We start from the raw sequence: 22,221 nt of genomic DNA, 5'->3' as shown, positions 1-22,221 counted from the left end.
GGCTAGCTGACGACCATTGAGACCAACGCGCGGTCCAGCAGCGCAGCAAGGCGGGAGAGTCCTGCCTCCACCGGCCCCGCGATGTGTACGCGCAAGCACGGCCGGCCCCGCGAGGCCAACTCCTCCATGTCGCCCAAGGCCTGCGCGCGCTGCATGGCGGCGAAGCCCAGGGCGTGGCCGGGCGCTTGCAGCTCCTCCCCGGCGTCCGCGGTAATGAACAGGAATCGTCCGCCCGCGGGGCCGCCTTTGTGCAACTGGCCTATGGAATGCAGGTAGCGCGGACCGAACCCGCCCATGGTTGCAACCCCGGTCGCCTGGCGCAGCCGGCAGCGCATCGCGGCGAGGCGCGCCTCGTGGACCGGATTCCGTGCGACATAGGCCAGCAGCGACACGTAGTCGCCCTGGTCCATTCCCGCAAAGTACGACGCCAGCAGCTCGATCGCGGTCGCCCCCTGGGCCTCGCCATGGAAGGCCAGCGCGCCTTCGACTAGCCGGGGCATAGGATCGGCTCCCCCGATGCCGGCTTCGTGACGCGCCGCCAGCGCCTGCGTGCGCGCCTTGCTGGCTTCGACGTCCGGCTGATCGAACGGGTTGACGCGCAGCACGGCGGCGGCCACGGCGGTGGCCATTTCCCAACGAAAGAACTCCTGGCCCAGCGACAGGGCTGACGGCAGCTCGCAACGCACCACCGGGAATCCCACAGCGGCCAGCCGCCGCATACGCGTGTCCAGGTCCGCGCCAGGCGTATCGCTGTGCGCAAGGTGGACGAACATGCGGTCGCGGCCATAATCGCACGCATCCCCGGCCGGCTCGTGGGCGACGGGAATGATGCCCCGCCCATTCTTGCCGGTGGATTCGGCCAGCAATTGCTCGAGCCAACACCCCACGTACTCCAGCCCGGGCGCGGCCAGGATAGTGAGCTTGTTGCGGCCGTCCAATGCGGCCTCACCCAGCAGCGCACCCAGAAGCAACCCCGGATTGACGCGCACTTGGGCCTGCGCCGCGCATGCCCGCACCATGGGGCGGGCGCTGCGCAGGAATGCCGCGGGATCGTGCCCCAGCAGCGCCAGCGCGACCAGTCCGAAGGGCGACAGCACGGAGTAGCGCCCGCCCACGGACGGCTCGCCCTCGAAGACGGCGGCATAACCGTCCGCCCGTGCGCGGTCCAGCAACGGAGACCCAGGATCGGTAATGGCGACAAAGCGCTGCCCCGCTTCCTGCCGTCCAAGCCGCCGCGCCACCTGTTCATGGAAGTAGGCAGCGAGCATGCGCGATTCCAGGGTCGATCCGGACTTGCTGCAGACGACAAACAGGCAACGCGTGATATCCACCGCGGACTGCACCGCGCGCACCTGGGCTACGTCGGTCGAGTCCAGCACGTGCAGGCGCAAGCCTCCGCTGGCCACGCCCAGCGTGCGGGCCAGCGCCTCGGCGCCGAGGCTGGCGCCACCCATGCCCAGCAACACCGCATCCGAGAACCCGGCCACGCACAACCTGCGGCAGATTGCCGTCATGCGGCCGAGCGCCCGGGGCGCCATGCCCGGCTGCAGCCAGCCCAGCCAGCGATCCTCATCGGTCCCCGTCCATAGCGTGGCGTCGCATTGCCACAGGCGCGCCATCCAGTTTTCGCTTTCCGCCTGGTCGATACGATGCCGGACCCGCGCTACCAACTCGGCCGGCGCCTGGAAGCTGAATCCGTTGAGCCCCGCCGCCTCGCGGCGCAGGGCAACGGGAGTCCGCCGGCCTGCGTGTTTTCCCGAAAACTTGACCGAGCGTAGCGCCAGGCCGGCATCGTGGCTAAGAGGGGTGTGCATAGGAAAAGCCGGCCGACCGGCATGGAAAGAACGGGATGACTGAAAAAGGGCGGCTCGGGGCCGCCCTTCAAAGCTGCGCGTTACCAGTACGGATCCTGGTTGTAGTACTTGTGCACGCTGAGCGCCCAGCTTTCGTCCGCCATCCTGGGCCAGTCGTCCTTGTCGAACCCCGGCGCGTTCTTCAACACCTCCTTGTCCACGTTCAGGATGAAGCACTTGCGGTCCGTGTCCAGGGTCAATGCCGCCCAGGGAATGGCAAAGAGCTTGTCGCCCATCCCCAGGATGCCGCCGCGCGACAGCACCGCATACGCGACTCGCCCGCGCGGCACGTCGATCATGATGTCCTTGATGGATCCCAGCCCTTCTCCCGCGGCGTTGACGACATCGTTGCCCTCCAGGGTGTCCGCGGCCATGACTTCAGGGCCCGGGCCCGTCGCCGAACTTTTGGGTCCGCCAACAATATTGGTTTGATGCTCCATGCGTTTCTCCTGTGCGGGGCCTATCCCCACGTTGAACTCCGGCAACGGCGGCGTCTCGTGCGCCGATCCGGACTGCCCCATCCAGCAAGCGTCGTGCCCACCGCCCCCTGAACATCTGGCGCGAAGCCAACTGCAGCGCTTGCGCGCAGATATTCCACCGATCGGCATTTTTTCCCGCTCTTGTGACGCTCTCCCCGGCGGCTCAGCCCGGGCATGGCGCTTGCGGATCGCATCCCGCTATCTCACATAGGAGCGTACTCATGAAATTCCGAGCCTTCACCTACGCACTGGCCTTGTCCGCCGGACTGGCTTCGGCCGGTGCGCTGGCGCAGTCCGCCATGCCCACCTCGCCGTCCAACACGCCGAACGACGGCACCGCCGTGCCCCCCAACCAGCCCGTGCCGCCCGGACAGAAACCGCCCGCGCCGAATGCGACGCCGAACACGCCGACCACCCCGCCCAACCTGAACAAGGGCGACCACGCCCGGTCCGACATGCACAAGACCGACAAGCAGGGCCGCCACCGCGAGGCCAATGACAACGTGCCCGGCACCAAGGGCGGCGGCGCTACGCCGCCTCCGGGCTATCCGAACTCCGGCGGCTCCAAGTAGCCGCGCAACGACGACGTGAACCGAAACCGCAGAAGGATGTAGTTGTTTAGTTGTGTTAACCACGTCCGGCAGCTTCTTCACATTCCTTAAAAGACCTCGGAAAGATTCATTCGACAGGATCGATACATTGCGCGGCAGCAGTCTGCGGACTCCAAGAAAACTGCCGTGCAAACGAGGTTGCCCATGTCGGAAGTCGTCGTATATGTCAGAAGCCAGCCCCAGCTGGGCGACCAGATCGTCGCCCTGCCGGCGCTCTATCAACTGAAAACCTGGTGGGCCTCGAGGCGGATCCGGGTGGTCGCCCGCGACGACCTCGCCGGCTTCTACCGGGGCGTGCCCTGGGTCGACGAGTTTGTCCGGGCCGCCACGTTCGGCGACTATCTGCGCACGCTCAAGAAGCACACCCCCGTTTGCGTCAGCCTGCACCACAGCAGCGAACGCTTCGGCCTGATCAACCTGCTGCGCCGGCCCGCCTTGCGGTTCGGCTTTCACAACGCGCGAATGAGCGACCTGGCCTGGACGCACTCCCATCGCAAGAGCCTTGCCGAGTACATCGGCTTGGCGAATCTCCGGCTGCTGGCGTCGTACCGGCAGTTCGACGCCGAGGCCGCGGCGCGCCGTTGCTTCCAGACACTAGCCCACCCGCATCGGCAGGAGGGACCAGGGGCCGACGTGGTCCTGATCCCTGGCGGCGGCTCCGGCGCGTTCAAACGCTGGAGCCTGCTGAACTATCTGCGCCTGGCCGAAAGGCTAAAGCTGCTGCTGGGCCAGGACACCCGCTTCCTGTTCGTGCTGGGAGAACAGGAGGTCATCGAACGCGACCAGCTCGAAGCCATGCGGCGTCCTGAGTTTTCCATCGCCTACTGCCGCTCGGTGCCGGAGCTCAGCGCCCTCATGCTACGTGCGCGCCTGATCGTGGCCAACGATTGCGGCCCGTCGCATATCGCCCAGGGCGCCTGCGTGCCCTACGTGGGCGTCTTCAACGAGTCCAATCCGGAATGGTTCTGGGACCGCCCCTACTCCGCCGCGGTCGTGCCCCGCCATCCCCGCGACGGCATCAATTCCGTCACGCCCGACGACGTGCTGGGCGCCTGCCGCAAAGTCCTGGAGCATCATGCGCATCCTGCATACGCTGGCTGAGCGCAGCCTGGGCGGGCTGGAATTCCGCGTCCTCGAGCAATCGGCATGGCTGCAGCGCCATGGCTACGAAGTGGCGATCGCCGCTCCGGCGGACAGCGAAATCGGGCGCGAGGCGCGGCAGCGCGGCCTGCGCGCGGTGGACATGGACTTCGACGCCGCCTACTCGCCGGCCACGGTCCTGAAGCTGCGGCGCGCGGTCAAGACGCTGCGCATCGACCTGATCGACAGCCACAGTCGCGCGGACGGCAAGACCGCTGCGCTGTGCCGCGACCTGTGCGCCGTCGTCAGGACGCGCCATTTCGCCAAGCCCATGCCCTCCTCTCCACGGCGGCGGCTGGAATGGAAAATCGGCTGCGACCACGTCATCGCGACCAGCCTGCTGGGCAAGCAGGAAATCGTCGCGGCGCGCCTGGCCCCCGCGCAGCGGATCAGCGTGGTGGGAGAATGGGCCGCCGACGAATTCTTCCAATCCGCCGACACGCCGCAGTCACGCCTGCGCACCCGGCAGGCCTTGGGCATCCGAGCCCCCGACAACGCCTGGGTCATCGCCACCATAGGCATGCTGCGTCCCGAGAAAGGCCAGGCCGACCTGTTGCGCGTGGTGCAGCGGCTGCGCGGCCTGGGCCTGCCCGCCATCGCGCTGGTGGTCGGCATGCCCACGGCCAGCACCAAGCCCTATGCCTATGCGCTGCACCAATTGACCGTCGACCTGGGCATCTCCGAGCATGTGGTGTTCGCCGGTCATCGCAACAATGTTGCGGAGATGATCCGCGCCGCCGACGTGGTGCTGGTGCCTTCGGCCACCGAAGCTTGGTCACGCGTCGTGCCCGAGTCGTTTGCCGCGCGCCGCCCGGTGGTCGCCAGCGATGTCGGCGGATTGCCGGAAATCGTCGCTCCCGACCAGACCGGTTGGCTGGCCGCGCCGGGCGACGTCGCCGGCTACACAGACCGCATCATGCAGATCCGCGGCGATCCCGCGCAAACCGCAGCCGTGATCGACAACGCCCGGACCTACGCCGACGCCAATTTCCGGCTCGCGGGCAAGATGTTCAGCACCTTGGAAGCGTACAAGCGGGCGCTGCGTCCCGCTTGACGCAGGAGCGCCGCGACGGAAGGGGTATCATGGTGCCCCCGATTTGTTTACTCGATTCAGTACCGTGACCAAGCCCGCCCTATTGCTCGTTCTGGCAATCGCCTTGACGGGTTGCTCCAAGCAGGAAGAAACACCCTGGGAACGGCTTCAAGCCGCCACGCCGCAACTGCAGCTGGCCGCCAACACCCCGGAAGCGGCGGTGAAATCCTGGTGGCAGGTGCGCGACGCGCATGGCCGCTACACCGCCACCGCCTGCAAGGAACTGGTCGAGCTGTACCGCCCGTTCAACGCCGCCGAAGACTCCCTGAGCACCGCGCCGTTGCAAACCTGGCAGAACGCCGACCAGAAATGCAGCGTCGAAACCTACGAGCGCAGCGTCGTCAACGTCGATGTCCAATCCGACACGCGCGCCTTCGTAGTCGCCCAGATCCGCAACACCACGCCCTCCACGCCCGGCTTTCCGGTGGACAACGACGAGCGCGACCGCAAGGAGCGAGGCGTGCGCATGCAGTACCTGCTGGAACGCGCCGACAAGACCCAGGACTGGAAGATCGCCCAGGTGTATGGCCGCAACCGCTATTGCGAAGTGACCCCGGCCAATGGCTGGTGCCCGCTGTACAACCGCGCGGCGGGGTCGGCGAATAGTTATGTGTTTGAGTTCAGCCAGTAGGTGAGGCGCGGGCAGAAGCGCGTTCTGCCCGCCTCCGGACGCGCATCCTCTTCAGGCCGCCAGGATTGCAGCTGGCCGCACCCGCACCGTCTTGCCCAACGTGCGCGCGACCGGCGATGCCTGCACCGCCCCGCGAACCAGATCCTGCTGCGCCGCCGTCAGCGCCGCAGCGAAGCGCAAACTCACCTCGAATCCGGTTTCGTCATCCTGACGATCGATGGCCACCTGCACCGTCGCCTCGGGCAACGCAACGCCGGCGCGGTCCGCGACCATGCCGATGGACATGCAGACACAGGCCGCGAGCGCGCTTTCAAGGAGTTCGTGCGGCCGCACGCCCGCGGCTCCTCCTTTGCCGTCTTTTTGCGTGTCGGAAAGCAGGACATTCCTGCCGTTCGTTACCTCGACGCCATAGGGCTCGCCCAGCCGTTTCGCCTTTACCATGCGGGTCTCCTGTCGAGAATGAAAGAGACGACAGGCTAGGCCTGGATCGGGGACCGGGGAAGGCCAGCGGAGATGCTGGTATGGGATGTGACAGGGTAGACGTCACTGCAACGCAACCGAAAAAATGGGGCTGCACGCGACCTGGCAGCACGGCTACACCGTGCTCACCGACGGGGCGGCCGAAGGCGTAACATCCTCGGGGCTGACCCTCGGCGATCCGAAGGAGCCGTTCGCGTCGGCTCTTGGCACCGGCTCTGGCTCGTCGCCCTTAAGTTCTGTCTGGAACAATTAGGCAGAATTATTGAATTTTTAGGCAGAATTCCGATTTGAAAAAATGATTCACTCACGGTTCAGGCAAGCTTTCGCCTGCCATGCCCGCCCACCAAGGATTCCTCCATGACCCAACTTCAAATCAATGGCCAGGCCAAGGATATCGACGTCCCCGGCGAAACGCCCCTGCTCTGGACCTTACGGGATGAACTCGGCATGACCGGCACCAAATTCGGGTGCGGCATGGCGTTGTGCGGCGCCTGTACCGTGCACATGGACGGCGCGCCAATCCGGTCCTGTGTCACCCCGCTCTCCGCCGTGGCAGGCCACAGCATCACGACCATCGAAGGGGTAGAGGCGGATGCGGTCGGCCGGGCGGTGCAGCAAGCCTGGATAGAACAGAACGTTGCCCAATGCGGCTACTGCCAGGCGGGCCAGATTATGACGGCGGTAAGCCTGCTCAAGGTCTCGGCGCAGCCGACCGACCAAGACATCGAGGACGCCATGAGCGGCAATATCTGCCGTTGCGGCACCTATCCTCGCATCCGCGCAGCCATCCAGCAGGCGGCCAAGCTCCTCGCTCAGCGAGGCAAGCAATGACGCACACCGCTCAACTTTCCCGGCGCGGCTTTTTGCAGGGCGCCCTGGGCGCGCTCACCCTGACGGTTACCGCCAGGGGTTTGATCACGGCAGCCTGGGCCGCCGAGTCCGCCACCCAGAAATACGGCGCTGACAGCATGCCCGGCGGCACCGTCGACGATCCGCTGGTTTTCGTCAGCATCGCCGCGGACGGCACCGTCACCATCGTCGCGCACCGCGCCGAAATGGGCACGGGCGTGCGCACCAGCCTGCCCATGGTGGTGGCCGACGAAATGGAAGCGCGCTGGGACCGCGTCAGGGTCATACAGGCGCAAGCCGATGAAGCGCGCTATGGCAACCAGAACGTGGATGGCTCGCGCAGCGTGCGGCACTTCCTGATGCCCATGCGACGCGTCGGTGCGGCCGCCCGCCAGATGCTCGAAGCAGCGGCGGCAGCGCGCTGGTCGGTTCCTGTGGCCGAGGTCAAAGCGGTGCAGCATGAAGTGCTGCACCAGCCCTCCGGGCGCCGGTTGACTTATGGCGAGTTGGCTGCGGACGCGGCCAAACAGCCGGTTCCCGCGGGCGATGCCCTCAAGCTCAAGGATCGGGCCGAGTTCCGCTATATCGGGAAGGAGCACGTGCGCCTGGTGGACCTGGAGGCCATCGGCAAGGGCCAGGCTAGCTACGGCATGGATATGCGCCTGCCCGGCATGGTCTATGCCGTCGTCGCACGTCCTCCTGTCGTCGGCGGCAAGCTGCGCCATCTCGACAGCGCCAAGGCGCTGGCCGTACCCGGCGTGCTGAAGGTCGTCGAGATTCCACCGATGCAGGGGGCGCCCGCGTTCCAGCCCCTGGGCGGCGTCGCAATCGTCGCGCGCAACACCTGGGCGGCCCGCCAAGGCCGCGACGCGCTGCAAATCGAATGGGACGATGGCCCCAACGGCAGCTACGACTCAAGCGCCTACCGCCAGACGCTGGAATCGGCAGCGCGCAAGCCCGGCAAGACCATGCGCAGCCAAGGCGATGCCGCGCAAGCCTGGGCCAAGGCGCCCGAAGCCGAGCGCGTCGCCGCGGAGTATTACGTTCCCCATCTGGCCCATGCCTCGATGGAACCGCCAACGGCCACCGTCCGGATCAAGGATGGCCGCGCCGAGGTCTGGACGTCGATCCAGAACCCCATCGCCGCGCGCGATGCCGTCGCCGCCCGGCTGAAACTGGAGCCCGCCGACGTCGCGGTGAATGTCTTGCTGCTGGGCGGCGGGTTCGGCCGCAAGTCCAAGCCCGATTTCGTGGACGAGGCAGCCATCGTCGCCCGCGCCATGCCCGAAGGCACGCCAGTCAAGCTGGTGTGGACTCGCGAAGACGACATTCATCATGACTATCTGCATACCGTGTCGGTCGAACGCCTGGAGGCCGTTCTAGACAAGAACGGCCAGGTCCAGTCCTGGCTGCACCGCAGTGCCGCCCCCACCATCGCCTCCCTCTTTTCGGAAGGCGCCAAGGGCCAGCAGCTCTTCGAATCGGCCATGTCGGCCATCAACATGCCGTACCGCATTCCCAACGTCCGGGTGGAAACGGCCGAAGTGGAGGCCCATGCCCGTATTGGCTGGTTCCGCTCGGTAGCCAACATTCCGCACGCCTACGCTGCCCAGTGCTTCATCGCCGAATTGGCCCACCGCGCGGGCAAGGACCCCAAGGATTTTGCGCTCGACCTCATCGGCCCGGCGCGCAGGATCGACCCGAGCACAATGGCCGACACCTGGAACTACTCAGAATCCCCCGAGCGCTATCCCTACGACACGGGCCGCCTGCGCGGCGTGATCGAAGCGGCCTGCAAAGGCGCGGAATGGGGCAGAACACTGCCCCAGGGCCACGGCCTCGGGCTGGCATTCTGCTACAGCTTCATGAGCTACACCGCCACCGTGGTCGAGGTGGCCGTGGATGCAAAGGGCGAGGTACGCGTGGTGGCCGTGGACATGGCGATGGACTGCGGGCCGCAAATCAACCCCGAACGCATCCGCGCGCAGATGGAAGGCGGCGCCATCATGGGCCTGGGACTTGCCCTTGCCAGCGAGATCACGTTCGAACGCGGCCGCGTGAAGCAGAGCAACTTCCACGACTATGAAGTGCTGCGCCACAATGCCTCGCCACGCGTGATCCGCACGCATCTGGTCAACGACGATCACACCCTGCCTCCTGGCGGCGTGGGCGAGCCCCCGGTGCCGCCCGTGGCGCCCGCGCTGTGCAATGCCATCTTTGCCGCCACCGGCAAGCGGATCCGCAGCCTGCCGGTGCGCAGGGTAGCCTAGGCATGGAGACGGTCGACGTCCGCGTGTTGCGCGAAGCCCGCGCCTGGCTGACGGACGGGCACAGGCTGCTGCTGGCCACGGTGGTCAAGACCTGGGGCTCCTCCCCGCGTCCCGTCGGCTCCATGATGGCGCTGCGCGAAGACGGACGCTGCGTCGGCTCTGTTTCGGGCGGGTGCATCGAAGACGACCTGATTCATCGATACACCCGCGCCTATGGCACAGGCGCCATCGCGCAAGGCGCGCCTGAACTGGTGCGCTACGGGATCGAAGCCGACGAAGCGCGCCGGTTCGGACTGCCTTGCGGCGGCACGCTGGAGCTGCTGCTGGAGTTCCAGCCGGACTACGAAACGCTGGATGCCCTGGTCCGGCGGCTCGAATCCGGCCAGTTGGTCCAGCGCACCGTTGACGTAGCCACCGGTGCGGTGACATTGGCGCCGGCCGCGACGCCCGCCACAGTGCAATTCGACGGCGCGACGCTTTGTTCCACGCTGGGGCCGCAGTACCGGATGCTGCTCATCGGCGCAGGCGCGTTGGCGGAATACCTGGCCACCATGGCCTTGTTCAACGACTTTGCCGTGACGATCTGCGATCCGCGCGGGGAACAAGTAGGCAGCTGGTCCGTGCCCGGCGTGCACATCACCCGGGAAATGCCCGATGACGCCGTGCTGGCCCTCGTCCCCGACACGCGCACCTGCATCGTCGCCTTGAGCCACGATCCCAAGCTGGACGATCTCGCGCTCCTGGAAGCGCTGCACAGCCCGGCGTTTTACGTGGGCGCCATCGGTTCACGCCGCAATACGGACATCCGCAGGCAACGCTTCATGGAGCATTTCGGCGAAACCGCCGCATCTCTGGAACGGCTGCATGCGCCAGTCGGCATCCATATCGGCAGCAGGACGCCCGCGGAAATCGCGGTGAGCATCATGGCGGAGATACTTGCTGTCAAGAACGGGGTTGTATTGCCTGCCATCGTCGATGGTTCTTGCCGGGGTCTACCTGCAGCACACCGTCCCGTGGCGATGACCCAACCCCTGACGCCATGAGCAGCGCGCCCTGGGTAGTGAAAGGGCAAATAAAAGGCCCCGTGCAAGACATGGCTCGGAGCACTCAGGTGTGTATGGCACACACCTGGACAGCAAGGAGCTGATCAAATAGCTAGAGCGGTCCGGGTGGAAACTGGGAGGAGGTCAGCACCAGCAGTCCCCATAAGTGCCCCTATATATCTTGCGGGATCATATAGGTCATCGAGTCAGCACCTATCACTCATAGCCGGCGGACGGCCAGCTTCCGCCTGTCGACAGTTGCAGTAAAGCAAAGGACAAATTCGGACAGGTCGTCTCCACGCGCCTACTGCACTGGCGACAGGTTCGCCTCCTTGGCGGCCGCGGCATACATCGGAATCTCCCTGGCCATGGTGTCGGCCAGGACTTGCGGCGCGCTGCCTACGGGATCGATGCCCAGCTCCAGCAAGCGGTCGGCCACGGCGGGCTCTCTCACGGCGGCGGATACGGTGTTCTGCAACTTGTCGATGACGGCCTGCGGCGTGCCCGCCGGCGCGTACAGGGACGACCAGAACGACATTGCGAAATCCGGTGCGCCGGACTCCGCGACGGTGGGCACGTCGGGCAACAAGGTAAAACGCTTCGCCCCCGTGACGGCCAGCGCTTTCAGCCGGCCGCTGCGGATCTGGGGCAGCACGGCGGCGGTGTCGATCAGCGCAAAGTCGATCTCATTGGCCAACAAGGCCGCAACCACGGCGGAATTCCCTTTGTAGTTGACCACCTCCGCTTCCAGGCCGACGCGCTTGGCGAAGAGTCCGGTGGCGAGCTGGAAGGAGTTGGCGCCCGAGCCTGCGAACAGCGGCTTGCCGCTATTCTTGCCCTGAGCAACCAGATCGGCCACCGAGCGCGCCGAGCTTTCAGCCTTGACGGTCAGGATCATGGGAATGTCCCCGACAAGGGAGATCGGCGCGAAATCGGCGACCGGGTCGTAGTCCAGGTTGTTGTAGATGGCCGGATTGACGGTCATGCCGCTGCTCGGCCCCACCAGCAAGGTGTAGCCGTCGGCCTCGGCCCGCTTGACGGCGCCGATGGCAATGGCGCCGCTGGCGCCCGGCCGGTTCTCCACGATGAAGGGCTGGCCCAGCCGGCGCTGCAACTGCTCGGCCATCAGGCGGGCCAGGATATCGTTGCCGCCGCCAGGCGCGAAGCCCACGATCATGCGCACGGGCCGCGCCGGATACTCTTGCGCCGCGACACTGAAAGCCGACAACGCGAGCACTGCACCTGCCCACAAAGATAGAAACCGTTTCATGCCACGCTCCATACGTTGAACTCAGTGCGCCGTTACTGGGGAATGCACGGATGGCCCATTCTCCCCTGCCTCGCTACATTGGGCACGACCCAACGTGCCAGCCGATGCCGCTGGCAGCGACAGCACGCAACGGACCCCGGAGCCGAAATGGCGCCTGAATGGCACAACTGGAGCACCCACGATCACGGCCAGCACGCCCTGGCGTTCTGGCAGGATGCGGTCTGCGCCGGTGTGCTCGACTCCGAATTCCGCGCCGAACCCGACGCCGGATTCGCAGGCACCATGTCCAGCCAGAACCGCGCGGGAGTCCGGCTCGTGAGCTTCGCGAGTTCCCCGCACATGATCCGGCGTTCCCAGCGGCAAGTCAGCCGTCTCAATGGCGATCACATCATGCTCAGCCTGCAATTGCAGGGCAGCGCCTTGATGTCCCAGGGCGACGAGCAGTTGTGCCTGCGGCCCGGAGAATTCGGGCTGCTCGACACCGGATCCGCGTTCGACATCACGTTCCCGGAAACGACCTCGCGCCGGCTGGTCCTGCTGCCGCGCCACGCCTTGAGCGCGCGCGCCCCGGGCATGCGGCGGCTGCGCGCGCCGGCCAGCCTGCCGGCCGACATGCCATTCGCGCCCGTGCTCACCGAAGCCATGCGCCTGCTGACCGATACGACGGTCAAACTGCAGGACCGCACCGTCGACACGCTGCTGGATGCCGTCATCGAGATCGTCTCGTTGCATTGCGCATCCCTGGCGGACGCCGCGGCGCCCCCGTCCACCGAACTGAGCTTCGTCGGCGTGAAGCGCCACATCGATACGGCGATCGCCAACCCGGACCTGTCGCCCGCGATGGTGGCCGCAGCCTGCCGCATATCGGTCCGCACCCTGCACCGCCTGTTCGCGCGGCATGCAGCCTTGTCGTTCGAAGCCTACGTGGTGCAGGCCCGCCTGACGCTCGCGCATGAGCTGCTGGCGGCTGGCAAGACCCGCACGGTCAGCGAGGCGGCCTTCGCCTGCGGCTTCAATAATCTCTCCCACTTCACGCGGCGCTTCTCCGAGCGATACGGCGATTTGCCCGTAAATCTGCTCAAGCAAGGGCAGACCCGCGGCTGACTGACGCCGTGGGCGGCGTCCGCTGGCGCGCTGGGCACAGCCCCGCGCAGCGCCTGGCGGCAGAATGAGCTTCATCCCGGCCCTGGCCGGCAAGCTTACGTCGCACCATGCCCAAAACCATCACCATTCACCGCCCCGATGCGGTCCGCGCCGCCGCCGAGAGCTGCGTGCATTTCGGCTTCTGCACCGCGGTCTGTCCTACCTACGTGCTCGATGGCGAAGAGCTGGATTCACCGCGCGGCCGGATCGCCCTGGCGCGCGAGATGCTGGACAGCGGCGCTGCGCCCAGCCCGGCCGCCGTGCGCCACCTGGACCGCTGCCTGTCGTGCCTCTCGTGCGAAACCACCTGCGCGGCCGGCGTCTCGTATCACGCCATCATCGACGGCGCGCGCGAGCATATCGAGAAGAGCAAGGTCCGCCCGCTGACGCAGCGCCTGCTGCGCTCGGCGCTGGCCCGGGTACTGACGACCCCCACGCTGCTGCGCCCCGCCGCGGCCGCGGGCCGGTTGCTGCGCGGCGCCGCCGGCCGCCTGGGCGGGCCGTTGGGCGCGTTGGCCTCCCTATCCGGCGCCCCCGCACTCGCGGCGTTTGCGCCGCGCGCCGAAGCCGCTCCACAGCCGCCCGCCAACCCCACGCGCCGCGTGGCTCTGCTGGACGGCTGCGCCCAGTCGGTGCTCGGCGCCGAGATCAACGCCTCGGCCAAGCGCCTGCTCATACGCGCCGGCATCGCCGTCGTCGACGTGCCCGGCGTGCAATGCTGTGGCGCGCTCGAACTGCACATGGGACGGCGCGAGGCCGCCACCCGGCACATGGAACAGGCCGTCCGCAGCTGGTCGGCCGCGCTGCAGGCCGGGCATATCGACGCCATCATCAGCACCACCTCGGGCTGCGGTTCCGTTATCAAACGCTATGGGGAACTGCTTTCCGACCGCCCCGAACTGTCGGCGCTGGCGCGCCTCGTGGTAGAGGCCACCCAGGATATCTCGCAGATCGCCGCCGGCCTGCCGTTGACATCCACCGGCTCGGCGTCAGGCCTGGCCGTTTCCTATCACGACTCCTGTTCACTCAAGCATGGCCTGAAGATCGAACGGCCGCCGCGCCGCGCGCTGGGCAAGCGGGACATGGAGGTGCGCGATATCGCGGAATCGCATCTGTGCTGCGGCTCGGCCGGGACCTACAACATCCTCGAGCCGGCCATCTCGGACCGCCTGGGACAACGCAAGGCGGCCCACGCCTCGGCCGGCCGGCCTGACGTGATCGCCGCCGGCAACATGGGATGCCTGGTGCAGATCTCGCGCTTCACGCCCGTGCCAGTGGCGCACACGGTGCAGTTGCTGGACTGGGCCACCGGCGGCCCGCCCCCCCGCGGTCTCGAAAACTACCGGCCCAAGCCGCCGCAGGCGGCGGCCGACGCTCCAACGCCGGCGGCCACGCCGGTTCCGACAACCGCCGGCAGCGGCGATCTTCTGTGGTGAAAGACGTATGCCTTCCAATGACCCTATCGTAGATTTCGCCCATGCGGCGGCAGCCGAGCTTGGCGCGGACGCCATCGCGCTGGGTGACGACGTCCTCGGACGCTACGGCGAACACACCCTGCCCTGCGCCGATGTGCGCCCCGGCGCGGTCGCCTATCCGGACTCGACCGAGGCGGTGCAGACGCTGGTGCGCCTGGCCAACCGCTTCCGCGTCCAGCTCTATCCCATCAGCAATGGCCAGAACATCGGCCTGGGCACCCGCTCGCCCATCCGCCCTGGCCAGGTGGTGGTGGACCTGGGGCGGCGCATGAACCGCATCCTGGAAGTGAACGAGACGCTGGGCTATTGCGTGCTCGAGCCCGGCGTGAGCTTTCGCGCCATGCACGATGAGCTGCAGCGCCGGGAAAGCAAGCTGATGATCTCGCCGACCGCGGGCCCGTCGCAGGGCAGCATCCTCGCGAACGCGCTGGACAAGGGCGGCGGCAGCGGCGCCTACGCCGATCATTTCGGCATGAGTTGCGGCATGGAGGTCGTGCTCGGCAATGGCGACGTGATCCGCACCGGCGACGGCAGCCTGGCCGGGTCCTCGCATCCCAACTGGCACGTTTCCAAATACAGCTTCGGCCCTACGCTGGACGGCCTGTTCTCCCAATCCAACTTCGGCATCGTCACCCGCGTAGGCATGTGGCTCATGCCTCGGCCGCCGCATATCGAACCCTTCTTTTTCACCTTCCCCGACGACGAAGATCTGGGGGAGATCGTCGAACGCATCCGTCCGCTGAAGCTCAGCAATTTCGTGCCGACGCTGATCCGCGCCACCAATGACCTGTATCTGCTGTCCTCGGCCGCCACCAACCCGGAATACGCGGCCAGCGGCGGCAAACGCTCGATGTCCGACGAGGGACGCGCCGCGCTGCGCAGGCTGTATGACCTGGGATCCTGGACGGTATCAGGCGCCGTGTACGGCGCCAGCCGTGCCGCCGTGCAACCCCAGATCGACCGCATCGCCCAGCACTTCCTGGCCTCGGGCAAGGGACGCCAGATTCCCATGGAGGAAGCCGAGGACATCGGCCCCCTGCACATCGCCATCAACTCCAACACCGGCGTGCCGACCGACAGCGAATTGAAGATGCTGGGCTGGCGCCCGGGCGGCGGCGCGATCTGGCTGTCGGCGGGCTCCCCCGTCGCCGGCGACATCGTCAACGCCCTGCAAACACAGGCGCGCCGCATTTGCCACGAGCACGGGCTGGAATACCTGCTGTCGAACGTTTGCGGCGCCCGATTCGCCCGCGCCATCCACGCGATCATCTACAACCGGGAAGACGCCGACGAAACCGCGCGCGCCGACGCCTGCTACCGGGCGCTGGCCAGGCTGTTCGCCGATCGCGGCATTTTCGTGGGACGCGCGCCGACCATGTATCACGAGTTCCACCAGGCCCAGCGCATGCCGGAGTTGGTGCGTGCTTGCGCATCGATCAAGGCCGCCTTGGACCCGAATGGCGTGATCGCGCCAGGGAAGTACGGGATCGAATGAGGAAGGGCGTGTCCGGGGCGGCTGCGCTCCGGACGCCCGTGAGCCGCCGGCCGCGCGGGCTTGGGCGGCGGCTATCTGTAAAACGTTGAATTTTCGTGGGATGTTGGCGCGGCAGGAGGGGCTCGAACCCCCGACCCTGGGGACACAGATCCGGACCAGGAGTACGCACTTCATACCCTTCCGAGACGACTCACTCAACAATACTCAAAACTTCACAGAACTTTATATTTCTTATTTGAACGATCTATACAGTGAAAGGGTAATTGGGCAGTACCACTTGAAAATCGGAATTGAGGGCGACTTTCACGCCGCTTCTAGGGCATTCGTTCCGACGGACAAACTCTGCTCCTCCTCACCCTCCCTATCTCAACGCATGAACACCAACAGCAAAAAAACCATTAAGGCACAGTTTCACCTGCAACGGCTCTTGCCGGCGGTGCTCAGTCTAATGCTCGCAGGCATGGCCGACTCAGCACTGGCAGATACCAGTGGAACGCAGGGCGGTATTAGTGTTCACTACGGCATAGGTAAGCAATACAAGCGCTACACACTGAACTATGAAGCAGCGTCGGTCTGGACTACCAAGTTCAGTGGGAACTGGGGGCGCCTGGATTTAACGCCCGAAATCGGCGTTTCCTACTGGACAGCCGATGGCTCTCGCTCGCCCAGTCAAGCCTGGCAATTTAGCGCGATCCCCATGTTCCGCTGGTGGACTACCGAACGCTTCTACATCGAAGCGGGCATTGGGGTCACGGCGCTCACACGCACTCGGTTTGCAGACAAGAACATCGGATCTGCCTTCCAGTTTGGCGATCATATCGGTGCGGGTTTTCTACTCACGCGCCACGACCGTATTGGTCTGCGCCTTTCACACTTTTCCAATGCTGGCATCAAGCGACCGAACCCTGGTCTGGACACCTTGCAATTGACATATACGTATCAGTTTTGATCACAACGAAGATCCAAAACCGTGACCACGATGCGTATGATTTCGCCGCGCATACGAACCCGGCGACGACGCACGAACACTACGACAGACGGGTGGTGAAGAAGGCCATCGCGCCAGAGTAAAGTTCCAACGCAGGCATTTTTATTCTGATAATTGCCTTATTAACGGCTTTTGGCATTACACAATAGCTTGATTTACTTAGCTATTCTGGCGCGGCAGGAGGGGCTCGAACCCCCGACCTCAGGCTTAGAAGGCCCGTGCTCTATCCAGCTGAGCTACTGCCGCGCGGTGTGGTGATGGCCCGGAAAGGATCCGGGCGCCGCATTTTACCTTGTTGCGGGCGGCTTGGGCGGCCGGCCCGCAACACGGGCCTATAAACCCTACTCTTCGCCTATGTCCGCATGGGTCGACACCCACAGCACCAGGGCGTCGTCCGGACTCAGGCTGATCACGCGATGGCCCATGCGGCTGTCTATGTAGAAGCTTTCCCCGGCCTTCAGGCGGGCGGGCTCGTAGAACTCGGTGTAGAGCTCGACCTCGCCTTCCAGCACATAGACGAATTCCTCGCCGCGGTGGCGGCTCCAGTCGTGGAATTCGTCGAAGGAGCGGGCCTTGACGCGGGTGTGGAAGGGCATCATGCGCTTGTGCGACAGCGCGGTGCACAGCAGGCGGTGGTCGTAGTACGGGGTTTCGTACTGGCGCCCTTCTCCCTGGCGGCTGAGGCTGCGGCGGCCGGTGCCCATGTGGGCGTCGGACGCGGTGAAGAGCTCGGCCACGTCCAGCTCCAGGCCCGCCGCGATCTTGATCAAGTTGTCATAGGTGGGCGACAGCAGGCTGTTTTCGATCTTGGACAACGTGGACGCGGACACGCCGGTGGCCGCGGCCGCCTGCTTCAAGGTCCACGCCCGCGCCTGGCGCAAGGCTCGCAGCCGCTGTGCCAACACGCTTTGTTTGTTGCCTTCCATCTATGCACCCTGTCATGCCCGCGACCGCCGCTCCCGCCACCAGTCGCGCGCCTGGTAAGACCAATAAGTAAGTTGCACCGCTGCCGTGCCGAGACCGCCGCCGTTCCAGGCCAGCCCGAACGGCGCGTACAGCTTGTAGCGCTGGGTGTCGCCCGCGATCCCTTCGGCGACGACCCGGCCGCCGATCGACGCGGTGTTCATGCCGTGTCCGCCGAACGCCGTGCAGTACCAGACATCCGGCGAGAGCTGGCCGATCTGCGGCATCAGATGCCGCGCGTAGGCCATGCGTCCCGACCACGCCGTTTCCACGCGCAGTCCCTGCAATTGGGGATAGACGGAGAGGAGTTCGCGGCGCAGCGACTCCGCCAGGTCGGGCGGGTCGTCGACACGGGTGGTGATTCTACTGCCCCAGCCGATGCGCCCGCCATCGAGCACGCGGTAATAGTTGCCGGCGCGCCGGTCGTCGCCGATGGCGGCGGTGGTGCGTATGGCTTCCTGCACCCGGTCGCCCAGCGGCTCGGTCAGCATGATGTAGGTGGCGATGGGCAGCATCGCGCGGCGCAGCGCAGGCACCACGTCCTCGGTGTAGCCGCCGGTGGCCAGTACCACGGTGCGGGCGTCGATCTGGCCGCGCTCCGTTTTCAGGCGCTTGACCGCGCCGTCCAGCGACGCCTGCACAACAGGCGAGTCTTCGTGGATGCGCACACCCAGGCGCGCGCATTCGCGGGCCAGCGCGCGGGCGTAGTTCAGCGGGTGGAAGTGGAAGGACGTGGGGTCCTCCACGCCCTGGAAGTAAACGTCGGACAGCAAGCGTTCGCGGACCTGGCCGCGGCTCAGCAGACGCACGTCGCGGCCGAAATCACGTTGCTGGCTGTCGCACCACTGCCGGAGGGCGTCGGTCGCCTCGTAGCGCACCACGCGCAGCCGGCCGTCGACCTTGCGGGCTTCGGTGATGTCCAGGTCGCGGATGTTGTTGCGGATGATCTCCACGCCTTCCATCGACAGGCGGTAGAGCTTGCGGTAGTGGTCTTCGTCGACGTGCTTTCTGATGGCGTCGGCCCCGGCGGAGTATGCCGGCGAGACGGAGCCGCCGTTGCGACCGGACGCGCCCCAGGCGATGCGCCGCCCCTCCAGCAAGATGACGTCGCGGCCGCGGCGGGCCAGTTCCAACGCGGCGGACAAGCCCGCCATTCCAGCCCCGACCACGCAGACGTCGGTGCTGGCCGCGCCGGACAGCGGCGCATAACGGGTGTCGCCGTCGGCCAGCGTGCGCTTGTAGTAGGTGTCGATGTACTCGGAAGCCATGGTGGTCGGCATCAGTTCAGGCCCGCGCCTTGCAAGCCGCCGGTCAAGCGCTTTTCCAGCCAGTTGGCCAGTCGCAGCAGCGGGTAGCAATAGATGAAGTAAATGGCGGCGATCATGCCGTAGATGAACAGCGACTTGGCCGGAAAGGTGATGATGAACACCTCGCCCTGCCGCGTCAGCTCGGTGATGCCCACCACGGACAGGATGGCCGTGCTTTTGATCAGCATGACGTAGACGCCGCTCATGGGCTGCACGATCAGGCGCATGGCCTGCGGCAGGATGACCAGGCGCAGGATCTGGAACGGCCGCAGACCCAGCGTCATCGCGCCTTCGGTCTGGCCGCGCGGCACGGCCTGGATCGCGCCCATGACGATCTCGGCGACATAGCAGGACGTGTAGACCGACAGCGACACGAAGGCGGCGGTGCCGGAATCCCAATGCAGCATCTCGATGCCCGAGCTGGGCAGCACGAAATAGAAGATGTAGAGCTGCACCAGGAACGGCGTACCGCGCAGGATGTGGATGTACAGGCCCAGCAGCTGGTGCACGCCGCGGATGCGGTAGCTGCGGATCACGCCGATCACGAAGCCCAGCAGGGACCCCGCGATGATGGCCACGAAGGAGATCTTCAAGGTCTCCCAGAAGCCCTTCAGCAGGAACGGCAGCACCACGCCGGTGGTGGAAATATAGGAATCCAGCATGCTTACCTCGCGTTCCAGGCGGGACCCGCCAGCCAGATGCTCACGCCGCGCGACAGCAGCAGCATGCAGGCATAGATCAGCAGATAGCCGGCCGCGATGGTCAGGAAGCTTTCGTTGGGCACGATGCGGTCGCTGTTCATCTGCACGCCGGCCGCGACCAGTTCGAATACCGTGATCAGCGACAGCAGCGAGGTGTCCTTGATCAGCACGGCGGTCTGGCCCAAGAGCGGCGGCAAGGTATTGGCGAAGGCTTGCGGCAGCACCACGTAGCGCAGCCGCTGGCGGTAGTTCATGCCGCAGGCCTTGGCGCCTTCGATCTGGCCGCGCGGCACGGATTCGATGCCCACGCGGATGATTTCGCTCATGTAGGCCGCATGGTGCAGCGTCATGGCGAGGATGCCCAGCAACATCTCGCTCCAGCCCTTGGCGCCCGGCACCAGCATGGGCACCGCGTAGTAGACCAGGTAGATCTGCACCAGCAAGGGCGTGGAACGGATGAATTGCACATAGGCCGCCACCGGCCGCCAGACGGCGGCGCGGGGCGACATATGGGCAAGCGCCAACGGGATGCCGGCCAGCACCGACAGCACCAGGCTTGCGCCCGCCGCGATCAGGGTGTTGGCCAGGCCGGTGGCGAACTGGCCGGTGTACTGGCTGACGATGCGCCAGTTATAGAAGTCGAGCAGCCAGTCCATGGGCTCAGTGGTCTTTCTTCCAGTCGGTGGAGTACCAGTACTTCACCTGTTCTGGCAGCGTGTTGTCGGCCGTCTTCAGCGTCTGCCAGTTGTCCAGCCAGAACTTCAGGCGGAAGGCGTTGGGACCGACGGCGAAGGCCAGCGGTTCGCGCACCATGATGCCGTCCAGCACGCGCAGGTTGCCGAAGTCGACCAGGAACTGGTTGGCCGTGGACAGCGACATGATGCCGGCGTCCAGGCGGCCGCTGGACAGGGCCTGCCCGACCGGCGCGCTGCCGCCGGAGAATTCCTTCATGGTGGCCTTGGGCAGCATCTTCTTGCCCACTTCCGCATAGGTGCTAGCGCCCAGCACGCCCACGGTCACGCCGTCCTTGTTGAGTTCCTCGTACGACTTGTAGGGTGAATCCTTGGGCACCACGGCCACGGTGTCGGCGTAGAACATGGGGGTGGAGAACAGCACCTGCGCGGCGCGCTGCGGGGTCGGCGTCATGTCGGCGGCGACCATGTCGGCCTTGCCGGACAAGAGCGCCGGGATCAGGCCCTTCCACTCGTAATCCTGCAGCACCAGCTTCACGCCCAGGTCGTCGGCCATGCGCTTGGCCACTTCCACGGCCAGGCCGGTGCGCTTGCCGCTCTTGTCCATGAAGCTCATCAGCGGCCCCGAGGTCTGCACCGCGACGCGCAGCTCGCCGCGCTTGAGGATGTCGGCCAGTTCGTCGGCCTGCGCGGGCAAGGCGACGGTGGCGGCCGCCAGGGCGATGCCGGCCACGCCCAGCCATTGTTTGATTTTCAGCATTTCCTACCCCTTGTGGTGAATGGACTCACGTCATTCCGGGCAAAGCACAGTGCGCCGGCAGCGCCCGGATCAGCCGGACCGGCCCTGGTTACCGCCGGGCGCCGCGCATGCGGACGACCCCGTTGCTTCCTTGCTGCTAGGAACTACAGAATCTTTTCCAGGAAGGCGCGGGTGCGCGCTTCCCTGGGGTGGCCGAACACCTCGTCCGGCGTGCCCATTTCCACGATGCGGCCGGCGTCCATGAAGAGTGCGCGGTCGCCCACATCGCGCGCAAAGCCCATCTCATGGGTCACCACCGCCATGGTCATGCCGTCGCGCGCCAATGCGCGCATCAGTTCGAGTATGCCGCCCACGGTTTCGGGGTCGAGCGCCGACGTGGCCTCGTCGAACAGCATCAGTTTGGGGTCCATGGCCAGTGCGCGCGCGATCGCCACACGCTGCTGCTGGCCGCCGGAGAGCTGGCTGGGATAGCGCGCGCCGTATTCGCCCATGCCGACGCGGCCCAGCAATTCGCGGGCATAGCGTTCCGCGTCGGCGCGGGAGCGCCCGCGCACCACCCGCTGGGGTAGCGCGACATTGTCCAGCGCAGTACGGTGTTGGAACAGGTTGAAGTGCTGGAACACCATGCCGACTTCGGTGCGCCAGCGGTTGACATCGGTGGCCGGGTCGGTGAGCGACACGCCGTCCACGCGGATGGCGCCGCTGTCGATGCTCTCCAGGCCGTTGAGCGTGCGCAGCAAGGTGCTCTTGCCGGATCCGGACGGACCGACCACCACCATGACCTCGCCGCGGCCGAGCTCGCAGTCGATGCCGTCCAACGCCAGATGCGGGGCCTGCCCGTCGCGTTGATAGGTCTTGGTGACTGCCTGGACTACCAGCAGAGGTTCCGCCACGGATCCACCTTCGTATGAGTGCTGCCTTGGTTAAAAAGGTTTCGCAATTCACGCTGGAGTTTCGTATAGTAAATTTTTTTCCAGA

At 66.0% G+C, this 22,221-nt stretch carries 21 protein-coding genes and 1 tRNA gene; 11 read left to right on the top strand and 11 right to left on the bottom strand.

The window, feature by feature from the left end; translation table 11 throughout:
* Nucleotides 1–2: 2 nt before the first annotated feature.
* Both NGK62_RS28135 and NGK62_RS28130 read right to left on the bottom strand, forming a co-directional pair.
* Nucleotides 3–1,814 (bottom strand): phosphoglucose isomerase-related protein, encoded by a 1,812-nt coding sequence (locus NGK62_RS28135; RefSeq protein WP_251881398.1) that lies wholly within the window; start codon nt 1,812–1,814, stop codon nt 3–5.
* Between the two features lie 80 nt (nt 1,815–1,894).
* Nucleotides 1,895–2,293, bottom strand: coding sequence for a PRC-barrel domain-containing protein (locus tag NGK62_RS28130; RefSeq protein WP_059371844.1), 399 nt, complete (start codon nt 2,291–2,293; stop codon nt 1,895–1,897).
* A gap of 260 nt (nt 2,294–2,553) precedes the next feature.
* Between NGK62_RS28130 and NGK62_RS28125 the strand changes: the two genes are divergently transcribed.
* The 4 genes from NGK62_RS28125 (at nt 2,554) to NGK62_RS28110 (ending at nt 5,807) form a co-directional block, all read left to right on the top strand.
* Complete coding sequence (locus tag NGK62_RS28125) at nt 2,554–2,904, top strand: hypothetical protein (RefSeq protein WP_059371843.1); 351 nt, start codon at nt 2,554–2,556, stop codon at nt 2,902–2,904.
* A 183-nt stretch (nt 2,905–3,087) separates the two neighbouring features.
* Nucleotides 3,088–4,044: a glycosyltransferase family 9 protein gene (locus NGK62_RS28120; RefSeq protein WP_251881396.1), complete on the top strand. Its 957-nt coding sequence runs from the start codon at nt 3,088–3,090 to the stop codon at nt 4,042–4,044.
* Nucleotides 4,019–5,137 carry a glycosyltransferase family 4 protein gene (locus NGK62_RS28115; protein WP_251881394.1) on the top strand — a complete coding sequence of 373 codons (1,119 nt, stop codon included), beginning with the start codon at nt 4,019–4,021 and terminating at the stop codon, nt 5,135–5,137. Before NGK62_RS28120 ends, NGK62_RS28115 begins: the two co-directional genes overlap by 26 nt.
* 64 nt (nt 5,138–5,201) lie before the next feature.
* Nucleotides 5,202–5,807 carry a hypothetical protein gene (locus tag NGK62_RS28110; protein WP_251881392.1) on the top strand — a complete coding sequence of 202 codons (606 nt, stop codon included), beginning with the start codon at nt 5,202–5,204 and terminating at the stop codon, nt 5,805–5,807.
* A 51-nt stretch (nt 5,808–5,858) separates the two neighbouring features.
* Here NGK62_RS28110 and NGK62_RS28105 read toward each other — a convergent pair whose 3' ends face one another.
* A complete protein-coding gene (locus tag NGK62_RS28105; protein WP_251881386.1) occupies nt 5,859–6,248 on the bottom strand; it encodes an OsmC family protein in 390 nt (129 codons plus the stop codon).
* Between the two features lie 396 nt (nt 6,249–6,644).
* Here NGK62_RS28105 and NGK62_RS28100 point away from each other — a divergent pair, with 396 nt between their 5' ends.
* Genes NGK62_RS28100 through NGK62_RS28090 form a run of 3 tightly spaced genes read left to right on the top strand, consistent with a single transcriptional unit; the run spans nt 6,645 to nt 10,449 of the window.
* Nucleotides 6,645–7,118, top strand: coding sequence for a (2Fe-2S)-binding protein (locus NGK62_RS28100; protein WP_251881384.1), 474 nt, complete (start codon nt 6,645–6,647; stop codon nt 7,116–7,118).
* Nucleotides 7,115–9,406: a xanthine dehydrogenase family protein molybdopterin-binding subunit gene (locus NGK62_RS28095; RefSeq protein ID WP_251881382.1), complete on the top strand. Its 2,292-nt coding sequence runs from the start codon at nt 7,115–7,117 to the stop codon at nt 9,404–9,406. The genes NGK62_RS28100 and NGK62_RS28095 overlap by 4 nt, the downstream gene beginning before the upstream one ends.
* A 2-nt stretch (nt 9,407–9,408) precedes the next feature.
* Complete coding sequence (locus tag NGK62_RS28090; protein WP_251881373.1) at nt 9,409–10,449, top strand: XdhC family protein; 1,041 nt, start codon at nt 9,409–9,411, stop codon at nt 10,447–10,449.
* 304 nt (nt 10,450–10,753) lie between these two features.
* Here the strand turns inward: NGK62_RS28090 and NGK62_RS28085 are convergent, their stop codons facing one another.
* Nucleotides 10,754–11,719, bottom strand: coding sequence for a Bug family tripartite tricarboxylate transporter substrate binding protein (locus tag NGK62_RS28085; RefSeq protein WP_059371836.1), 966 nt, complete (start codon nt 11,717–11,719; stop codon nt 10,754–10,756).
* A 147-nt stretch (nt 11,720–11,866) separates the two neighbouring features.
* Here NGK62_RS28085 and NGK62_RS28080 point away from each other — a divergent pair, with 147 nt between their 5' ends.
* The 4 genes from NGK62_RS28080 to NGK62_RS28065 all read left to right on the top strand — a co-directional run bounded on the left by NGK62_RS28080 (nt 11,867) and on the right by NGK62_RS28065 (nt 16,781).
* On the top strand, nt 11,867–12,823 hold the full coding sequence (locus tag NGK62_RS28080; RefSeq protein ID WP_251881371.1) for a helix-turn-helix domain-containing protein: 957 nt from the start codon (nt 11,867–11,869) through the stop codon (nt 12,821–12,823).
* Between the two features lie 107 nt (nt 12,824–12,930).
* Complete coding sequence (gene glcF / locus NGK62_RS28075) at nt 12,931–14,298, top strand: glycolate oxidase subunit GlcF (protein WP_251881362.1); 1,368 nt, start codon at nt 12,931–12,933, stop codon at nt 14,296–14,298.
* Between the two features lie 7 nt (nt 14,299–14,305).
* Nucleotides 14,306–15,832 (top strand): FAD-binding oxidoreductase, encoded by a 1,527-nt coding sequence (locus NGK62_RS28070; protein ID WP_251881360.1) that lies wholly within the window; start codon nt 14,306–14,308, stop codon nt 15,830–15,832.
* A gap of 448 nt (nt 15,833–16,280) precedes the next feature.
* Nucleotides 16,281–16,781 (top strand): acyloxyacyl hydrolase, encoded by a 501-nt coding sequence (locus NGK62_RS28065; RefSeq protein ID WP_502803364.1) that lies wholly within the window; start codon nt 16,281–16,283, stop codon nt 16,779–16,781.
* Between the two features lie 208 nt (nt 16,782–16,989).
* Here the strand turns inward: NGK62_RS28065 and NGK62_RS28060 are convergent.
* The 7 genes from NGK62_RS28060 to NGK62_RS28030 all read right to left on the bottom strand — a co-directional run bounded on the left by NGK62_RS28060 (nt 16,990) and on the right by NGK62_RS28030 (nt 22,136).
* Nucleotides 16,990–17,066, bottom strand: a tRNA-Arg gene (locus tag NGK62_RS28060).
* Between the two features lie 95 nt (nt 17,067–17,161).
* Complete coding sequence (locus tag NGK62_RS28055) at nt 17,162–17,746, bottom strand: helix-turn-helix domain-containing protein (protein ID WP_042794587.1); 585 nt, start codon at nt 17,744–17,746, stop codon at nt 17,162–17,164.
* Between the two features lie 12 nt (nt 17,747–17,758).
* Nucleotides 17,759–19,051 carry an NAD(P)/FAD-dependent oxidoreductase gene (locus NGK62_RS28050; RefSeq protein WP_251881356.1) on the bottom strand — a complete coding sequence of 431 codons (1,293 nt, stop codon included), beginning with the start codon at nt 19,049–19,051 and terminating at the stop codon, nt 17,759–17,761.
* A gap of 11 nt (nt 19,052–19,062) precedes the next feature.
* Nucleotides 19,063–19,752 carry an amino acid ABC transporter permease gene (locus NGK62_RS28045; RefSeq protein WP_251881354.1) on the bottom strand — a complete coding sequence of 230 codons (690 nt, stop codon included), beginning with the start codon at nt 19,750–19,752 and terminating at the stop codon, nt 19,063–19,065.
* A gap of 2 nt (nt 19,753–19,754) precedes the next feature.
* The gene (locus NGK62_RS28040; protein WP_059371831.1) at nt 19,755–20,447 is read right to left on the bottom strand and encodes an amino acid ABC transporter permease; all 693 of its coding nucleotides are present in this window, start codon (nt 20,445–20,447) and stop codon (nt 19,755–19,757) included.
* A gap of 4 nt (nt 20,448–20,451) precedes the next feature.
* On the bottom strand, nt 20,452–21,243 hold the full coding sequence (locus NGK62_RS28035) for an ABC transporter substrate-binding protein (protein ID WP_059371830.1): 792 nt from the start codon (nt 21,241–21,243) through the stop codon (nt 20,452–20,454).
* 143 nt (nt 21,244–21,386) lie between these two features.
* Nucleotides 21,387–22,136 (bottom strand): amino acid ABC transporter ATP-binding protein, encoded by a 750-nt coding sequence (locus tag NGK62_RS28030; protein ID WP_059371829.1) that lies wholly within the window; start codon nt 22,134–22,136, stop codon nt 21,387–21,389.
* Nucleotides 22,137–22,221 lie beyond the last annotated feature (85 nt).

It is taken from the genome of Achromobacter sp. Marseille-Q4954, assembly GCF_943737025.1.
Taxonomy (GTDB): domain Bacteria; phylum Pseudomonadota; class Gammaproteobacteria; order Burkholderiales; family Burkholderiaceae_B; genus Achromobacter; species Achromobacter bronchisepticus_A.
The sequence above is the reverse complement of the archived record's forward strand: the minus strand, read 5'-3'. Positions and strand labels throughout refer to the sequence as shown.

Bases quoted from the DNA above. Each gene is read 5' to 3' on its own strand.
- NGK62_RS28135 (WP_251881398.1), bottom strand. From the start codon at position 1,814: ATGCACACCCCTCTTAGCCACGATGCCGGCCTGGCGCTACGCTCGGTC.
- NGK62_RS28130 (WP_059371844.1), bottom strand. From the start codon at position 2,293: ATGGAGCATCAAACCAATATTGTTGGCGGACCCAAAAGTTCGGCGACG.
- NGK62_RS28125 (WP_059371843.1), top strand. From the start codon at position 2,554: ATGAAATTCCGAGCCTTCACCTACGCACTGGCCTTGTCCGCCGGACTG.
- NGK62_RS28120 (WP_251881396.1), top strand. From the start codon at position 3,088: ATGTCGGAAGTCGTCGTATATGTCAGAAGCCAGCCCCAGCTGGGCGAC.
- NGK62_RS28115 (WP_251881394.1), top strand. From the start codon at position 4,019: ATGCGCATCCTGCATACGCTGGCTGAGCGCAGCCTGGGCGGGCTGGAA.
- NGK62_RS28105 (WP_251881386.1), bottom strand. From the start codon at position 6,248: ATGGTAAAGGCGAAACGGCTGGGCGAGCCCTATGGCGTCGAGGTAACG.
- NGK62_RS28100 (WP_251881384.1), top strand. From the start codon at position 6,645: ATGACCCAACTTCAAATCAATGGCCAGGCCAAGGATATCGACGTCCCC.
- NGK62_RS28095 (WP_251881382.1), top strand. From the start codon at position 7,115: ATGACGCACACCGCTCAACTTTCCCGGCGCGGCTTTTTGCAGGGCGCC.
- NGK62_RS28090 (WP_251881373.1), top strand. From the start codon at position 9,409: ATGGAGACGGTCGACGTCCGCGTGTTGCGCGAAGCCCGCGCCTGGCTG.
- NGK62_RS28085 (WP_059371836.1), bottom strand. From the start codon at position 11,719: ATGAAACGGTTTCTATCTTTGTGGGCAGGTGCAGTGCTCGCGTTGTCG.
- NGK62_RS28080 (WP_251881371.1), top strand. From the start codon at position 11,867: ATGGCGCCTGAATGGCACAACTGGAGCACCCACGATCACGGCCAGCAC.
- glcF (WP_251881362.1), top strand. From the start codon at position 12,931: ATGCCCAAAACCATCACCATTCACCGCCCCGATGCGGTCCGCGCCGCC.
- NGK62_RS28070 (WP_251881360.1), top strand. From the start codon at position 14,306: ATGCCTTCCAATGACCCTATCGTAGATTTCGCCCATGCGGCGGCAGCC.
- NGK62_RS28065 (WP_502803364.1), top strand. From the start codon at position 16,281: ATGCTCGCAGGCATGGCCGACTCAGCACTGGCAGATACCAGTGGAACG.
- NGK62_RS28055 (WP_042794587.1), bottom strand. From the start codon at position 17,746: ATGGAAGGCAACAAACAAAGCGTGTTGGCACAGCGGCTGCGAGCCTTG.
- NGK62_RS28050 (WP_251881356.1), bottom strand. From the start codon at position 19,051: ATGGCTTCCGAGTACATCGACACCTACTACAAGCGCACGCTGGCCGAC.
- NGK62_RS28045 (WP_251881354.1), bottom strand. From the start codon at position 19,752: ATGCTGGATTCCTATATTTCCACCACCGGCGTGGTGCTGCCGTTCCTG.
- NGK62_RS28040 (WP_059371831.1), bottom strand. From the start codon at position 20,447: ATGGACTGGCTGCTCGACTTCTATAACTGGCGCATCGTCAGCCAGTAC.
- NGK62_RS28035 (WP_059371830.1), bottom strand. From the start codon at position 21,243: ATGCTGAAAATCAAACAATGGCTGGGCGTGGCCGGCATCGCCCTGGCG.